Source organism: Pantoea sp. YU22 (genome assembly GCF_003970755.1).
In the GTDB taxonomy this organism is placed as follows: domain Bacteria; phylum Pseudomonadota; class Gammaproteobacteria; order Enterobacterales; family Enterobacteriaceae; genus Pantoea; species Pantoea piersonii.
In genome coordinates this window covers 44485-50645 of the sequence record NZ_RYDU01000022.1, presented here as the reverse complement: position 1 = coordinate 50645, position 6161 = coordinate 44485, and the positions used below count along the sequence as shown (strand labels likewise).

General features: G+C 47.6%; 4 protein-coding genes and 1 pseudogene. All 5 read right to left on the bottom strand.

Translation table 11 applies throughout. From position 1 onward, the window contains the following. Positions 1 to 66: 66 nt before the first annotated feature. Positions 67 to 579, bottom strand: a pseudogene (locus EKL29_RS20775) (MFS transporter); the annotation flags it as partial. Positions 580 to 1270: 691 nt separating this feature from the next. Continuing rightward, complete coding sequence (locus tag EKL29_RS20770) at positions 1271 to 2413, bottom strand: glycoside hydrolase family 105 protein (RefSeq protein ID WP_126690581.1); 1143 nt, start codon at positions 2411 to 2413, stop codon at positions 1271 to 1273. A 4-nt stretch (positions 2414 to 2417) separates the two neighbouring features. Beyond that, a complete protein-coding gene (locus EKL29_RS20765) occupies positions 2418 to 3500 on the bottom strand; it encodes an alcohol dehydrogenase catalytic domain-containing protein (RefSeq protein ID WP_271153285.1) in 1083 nt (360 codons plus the stop codon). A 424-nt stretch (positions 3501 to 3924) separates the two neighbouring features. Further along, positions 3925 to 4917, bottom strand: a complete 993-nt coding sequence (locus tag EKL29_RS20760; protein ID WP_126690580.1) for a LacI family DNA-binding transcriptional regulator — start codon at positions 4915 to 4917, stop codon at positions 3925 to 3927. Positions 4918 to 5202: 285 nt separating this feature from the next. Next, the gene (locus tag EKL29_RS20755; protein ID WP_126690579.1) at positions 5203 to 6099 is read right to left on the bottom strand and encodes a LysR family transcriptional regulator; all 897 of its coding nucleotides are present in this window, start codon (positions 6097 to 6099) and stop codon (positions 5203 to 5205) included. Positions 6100 to 6161 lie beyond the last annotated feature (62 nt).

Here is a 6161-nt window from a genome sequence, read left to right as displayed (position 1 = left end):
CGCTTACCGCTCATGGGCACCTCTCTTTAAGCCATCTTAAATGACTCTGAGGTGTCTGTTAAACCCGTGGCGATTCAGAATGCTGGGTAAAAACGAAGCGAGGATGGCCGACAGCTGACCCATCGCAATTCTGGCGCCGGAGAATTTGGATTTATGCGTAAAGTCATCGGTCATCTCTGGTACCAGAGTTTCATAGGGCACCAGAATCATTGAATAAACGATATCGAATAGTAAATAGGTCAGCAGGTAGTACCAGAAATCCATCCCGCTGACCCACATAAAGGCATAGCTAAAAATGCAAGGGATGCCAAGCAGGATAAAAAACTTACGACGGCCAAACCGCTTACCAAACCAGTTGTTGCCAAAATTATCGCTGAGATATCCCATTAAAGGGCTGATAAAAGCGTCGAGCACGCGGGCCGTCGCAAATATCAGTGTGGCCTCCACAGGAGTAAGGCCGCAGAAAGTGGTGTAGAAATAAAGCAGCCATGCTGCTGTCAGCACGGCCGTGCCAGCGCCCAGAAAATCTCCAGACCCGTATGCCAGATAGTGTTTGAACCCAGGCGTTTTATAATTCACATTAACCTCTGAACAGAACCATTTTCGTTATGAGAATGAAACAGCATCAGATGAGTTTCTCCGGGCTTTGCCCCTGCCCGCTCATGAACTGGCTTGTGCCAGCGCTGATTTTCTTTTTTAAAAGCTCCCTGGTGTACCGTTAAAGCCGATGCGTCTGCTGCAAGCGGTACTCTGCTCCGTTGCCCCGCTTCTGTGCATCAGAAAACAATCTGGCATGCGATCATTCTGAAATCCGCATGGAGCATTGATCCGGCATATCAAAACAATAAAATGATTTCGTAAACATTTAAGAAAATAAATATTATTTTGTGATCCATGAAGAAATATTCTTTAAATATCCATAAATAACAAGTGATTATAAATAACTCAATTGGTAGGACCGGGCTTATCCATCGTGTGACACAGCTCATATTTTGTTGTTAAACTCAATAAATGTTCACGATAACATATGAAAGTTATGCCCAGGGGGATAATTCCACATATCTAATAAGGTTATGACTTAGAAAAAATAAAGAAGGGGAACGTGCTTAATGAGACTCCGCCGCAATTTATAGGGGTAATATTCTTCACACTCGACTGAATGAGCAGATCGGAGTAAATGAAAGCATGCGGGAATAAGAAAATGTGCCACATTGTTTATGATGTGGCAGTAGCCATAAGGGTGATGTCAGTTCATCGTATAGATGAAACGCTAGAGATAATCATGCAGATATTCACTCAGGCACAGAATAGCCATCGCCTGCCCATAAGGCATCGGTGTTAGCGGGATCTGACGGTAGTACTCCAGATCGCTGCCCATTTCGGTACCGAATGAGGCTTGTTTTAGCTCGCCGTCTTCACTGATGTTTGCCGCTACGCCACGGATAGCTTTTTGTCCAACCACAGCATAATCTCTCGCAATATAACGCTTACGCACCGCCTTAAGAATGCCGTACGCAAATCCGGCTGTGGCAGAACTCTCTAAATAGGATTGATCATCGTCCAGCAAGGTATGCCAGAGCCCACTTGAATCCTGCAGCCTGGATAATGTACGAACCTGATGTTCTAATACCTGCAGCAGGTAACGCCGCGTCGCATCCTGTTCAGGGAGCTGAAGAAGCTCAATAAAATCAGGGATCGCGACGGTAATCCAGCTGTTCCCGCGAGCCCAGCGTGCCCGGGAGAAATTGTGATTACCCTCAAAGGTCCAGCCGTGAAACCATAACCCGGTATCCCTGTCCATCAGGTACTGGATATGGAGCAAGAACTGATACTTGGCTTCTTCAACGAACTCTGGCCGCCCCAGCAGTAAACCTATTTTTGCCAGCGGCATGACCGTCATCATCAAAGTGTCATCCCAGAGTTGCTGATGATTTTCCTTATGGATCACTACATGCTGTAACCCACCCTGCTCGGTTCGCGGCATCTCATACATAACCCATTCGCCCCAGCGCTCCAGGAGAGATCTCCAGGCAGGATTTTTAGCCTCTTCGTAACGATACGCCAGCGTCAGTAATGGACAGACAGTATTAACGTTCTTGGTTGGCAAGCCCCGCTGGAGCTGCTCGCTGAACCAGCGATCAATAATCGACAGCATCTCTTTATCACCCGTCTGCCTGTAATAGTGATAAATAGCATACAGACCGATTCCGTGCGTCCACTCCCATCCCGCGGCCCACCCTTTGGCGTCAATGATGCGACCATCGTCCAGGTGAAGGGCGAACTCGCCCGTAGTGTCTTCAATATGAATTAACTTATCGGTTAACTTGTGTATGAGCGAGTGCACGTCATCACGCGCAATAACATGTTCTGCCTGACGCAGCAGCGCGCTATGTTTTACTGCGAAAATAGTCATAAACTTACCCAGCCTGTTGTTCAGGAATCAGAAGAATCTTGATGGCTTCTTTCGAGCCGAAGGCTGCAAAAGCATGCTGCCATTCTTCAAGAGGGAAGCGGTGAGTCACAATACCCTCAGCGGTCATCAGTTTTCGGTGGAATAAATCGATAACGGTTTCATAGGTACCGGGGCTGAGATGGGCACCGCGGATGTCCAGCTCTTTTCGATCGCCAATAATCGACCAGTCCACAGACGTTTCCCGACTAAAGACACTGAACTCAACAAATCGGCCTAATTTACGGATCATTTGCAACCCCTGAGTAACGCCTACTGGATTGCCAGTGGCCTCAATATACACATCGCAGCCATAGCCATCCGTCAGGGACTTCACCACAGCCACTGCGTCCTCCTCCTGCGGATTGATGACAACGTCCGCCCCAAGAGTTTGCGCCAGCGCCAGACGGAACGGCATTACATCAATAACAATTAGCTTTTTGGGTGTCTTGAGCTTAATCGCCTGGATCATGCCCAGGCCAAGAGTGCCAGCACCAGCCAGTACCACCACGTCATTAAACTGAATATCGCCGCGATTCACCGCATGTACCGCACATGAAAACGGTTCTATCAGCGCGCACTCTTCCAGCGTCAATGAATCAGGGATTTTGTGCACACGGCTGGTGGGTTTGAAGAGCATATAATCCGTCATGCCTCCATCTGCATCCTCAGCCTGAAATCCATAAATGTCATGCTTTTCGCACATCCAGTACTGGCCGTTACGGCAGAAGCGGCACTTATTACAAGGAACAATTTGCTCGGCTATTACACGGTCATTTAACTCAACACCGAAATGATCCAGTGCGCCGGGGCCAGCAGCATATACCGTGCCGAAGAATTCGTGACCGGCCACCACCGGTGTTTTGACATAGCGCGGGAAGGTTTCATTACCCCAGAACATCGGTGCGCCATGAAAACAGTGAAAATCTGACGCACAGATACCGCAGGCTCCGATTTTAACCAGCAACTCGTTATGGCCTGGTGTAGGCATGTCCCCCCTTTCCAGGCGGTAGTCTTCAGGACCGTAATTAACCAGCTTTTTGATGTGCATTATTGGCATAACCCCTAAGCGACAAACAGATGAGGAAACCATAAAATGTTTTCGTAAACATTTCCACAAGGTCACTCACCTTTGTGATGGAGTTAACGCCAATTATAAAAATTTCTTTAAATTCAATTGATTATATAAATTATATAAAAACAACAAAAACTCAAACTGATACACCCATCATTTATCCGGCGTAAAATGTTATCATTAACATTCATAGGGGCGGGAATCCATCCGGCGTAAAGCGGCCAAAAAGATCAGGGGGAGTGGCAAACGTGGGCGAGAGCAACACCTTAAGCGTTGGCATTCAGAGCCCTTGATGTAGCCAGGATCTTGATTTTTTATCGAAACAGATACCGGCTGCGTAAAACGTAGTAAACCTGAACCCGTGGATTAAGAGTACAATGCGTGTGTTCTTTAACTGGAATTACTGATTATTTTTAAGAAATCCATTAATCATAGTCCGCTCCTGCCAGGGCCGGTCTTCAATTGCGGCAATCAGATTCTCTGCAACGATGGTAGCCCATTGCTTATAATCATGAACCACGCAGCAAAAGTAAAAACCGTAATCTTCTGCATTGGGAATTTCATCAATTGAAAGAAACTCGACGCCTCGTAACATCCATCGCGTGGCCACATTTTTAGCTGCAAGCGAGATAGCGCCGTTAATGCCAATAATGGCGTCATAATCGATTTCGTTAGAAGAAAAGTGCGACGTAATAATTTCTTTAGCATGATCGTAACGGTAATCGGCATAAAGACGGGTAACCTCAATATTATCAGAGAGGTTTTCGCAGATGCTCGTCAAACGTTTCTGGGTAATACGTGAATCTTTAGGCCCGCCAATTATCAGTACTTTTTTATAGGCCTTATCATTCACAATGGAGGCGATAAGCTCGCCCGCACGTCGGTCATTGACATACACTGCAGGCAGTTGCTCATCAAACTGACGGTCAAACTGAATGAGACGAGTGTGGGAACCGTTTAACACTTTCAGATGACGGGTATCATAATCAGCACTGTCACTGATCACCGACAACACGATACCCGCTGCTTTATAACCAACCAGCGTATTAATAGCTTTTGCTTCTGATGCGCGTTCGCCTTGAGTGGTGAATATCATCACTGAATAGCCACGGGTTTCAGATAATTTGCAGAGTTCCTGAATAACATACGAGTAACTCTGATTAAAGGTATCATCAGCAATAATACCAATAATAGGACTCTGAACGGTTTTAATATTTTGCGCGAATACATTAGGTATATAACCCATCTCATCTGCAACTTTCATGATTCTTTCACGCGTCTTGGCCTTGACCTTTTCAGGTGAGGTGAAAACGCGTGATACAGTAATACTGCTAACTCCAGCTACCTCAGCCACATCATTTATGGTAGGTGGCTTGCTTCCGTGTGTGTTCATTATTGCTTCAACCTTAAGTCAGCGGTCTCTTTGCACCTGCCAATTTCTAACACATGATAATTAACAGTAAATGGGAGTTGATGCCAGACCTTACTGGTAAATGTTCAAAACAGCAGCACTGACATCGCAGCTGTAAACGCTTTTGCCGTGCTGCTACGCCGGCGGTGTACTTCCATCGAGATACACCCGGTCCTTTAAACGCATAACCAGCCATAGTCAGTGTTCGCTGCCTTTATGCCAGTGATTCATTTCACAGCATCAGAAGCTCAACTGGTTAAGTCGATTTCAGGCGCGCGATGCTGCTTTGATTGTGTCAACGAACAGCCGTAACGCGACGGGCATATGACGATTCTGAGAAAAGTAAAGCGCAATGCCTTGCGAGGCTATTGTCCAGTCCTCCAGCAGGATGACCAGACGCTCTCTGTCCAGCCAGTGCTGAGCATAGCACTCCGGCACATAGGCCACGCCTAATCCAGCAGCGGCGGCTTCTGCTATTAACGCGCCGCTGTCGAGAGTCAGGCTACCCGGTACATCCAGGGCGAATCGCTGCTCATGCTGCTGATATTCCCAGTGGTAGCGTTTACCGCTCGGCAGGCGCTGTCGTAAACAGGTGTGCTGCATAACATCCTGTGGATGCTGAATTTGGGGACGCAATGCTAAGTAGCCAGGCGATGCCACAGTAACAAAGCGCAACGGCCCGCTCAGGGAAATGGCCACCATGTCTTTAGGCACATCTTCAAACAGCCGGATGCCGGCATCGAACCCCTGCTCAATAATATCCACCAGCTGACCTTGCGCGACTAAATCCATTTCAATCCCCGGATATTGCTGAATGAAGGTCGGCAGTATCGTTTCCAGCAGAAGGCTGATAGCGGCATCGCTGGCGCTGATGCGCAGCGTGCCATAGGGTTGATGGTCGCTGGCGGTCACTTCGTTCAGCAGCTCATCCATCTGGTTGAGCAGCGGCGTCAGACGCTCAATCAGCATTTCGCCTGTTTCGGTCAACGCCACGCTTCGCGTTGTTCGATGGAAAAGCCGCACGCCAAGCGCAGTCTCTAGCCCTTTAATAGTGTGGCTGAGTGAGGAGCGTTTAAGCCCGAGCACATCTGCAGCGCGACGGAAACTGCGTTGTTCAGCGACCGTTTTCACCGCCAGTAATTCGTTCCAGGAAGGACGTTTCATTGTTGAATATTTCCCACCATCTCATGCCAGTTTGTGGAGATTATGCCATCAATTATTCATTT

Excerpts from the sequence above, each read along its gene's own strand:
- EKL29_RS20770 (WP_126690581.1), bottom strand. The coding sequence starts at position 2,413 with ATGACTATTTTCGCAGTAAAACATAGCGCGCTGCTGCGTCAGGCAGAA.
- EKL29_RS20755 (WP_126690579.1), bottom strand. The coding sequence starts at position 6,099 with ATGAAACGTCCTTCCTGGAACGAATTACTGGCGGTGAAAACGGTCGCT.
- EKL29_RS20765 (WP_271153285.1), bottom strand. The coding sequence starts at position 3,500 with ATGCACATCAAAAAGCTGGTTAATTACGGTCCTGAAGACTACCGCCTG.
- EKL29_RS20760 (WP_126690580.1), bottom strand. The coding sequence starts at position 4,917 with ATGAACACACACGGAAGCAAGCCACCTACCATAAATGATGTGGCTGAG.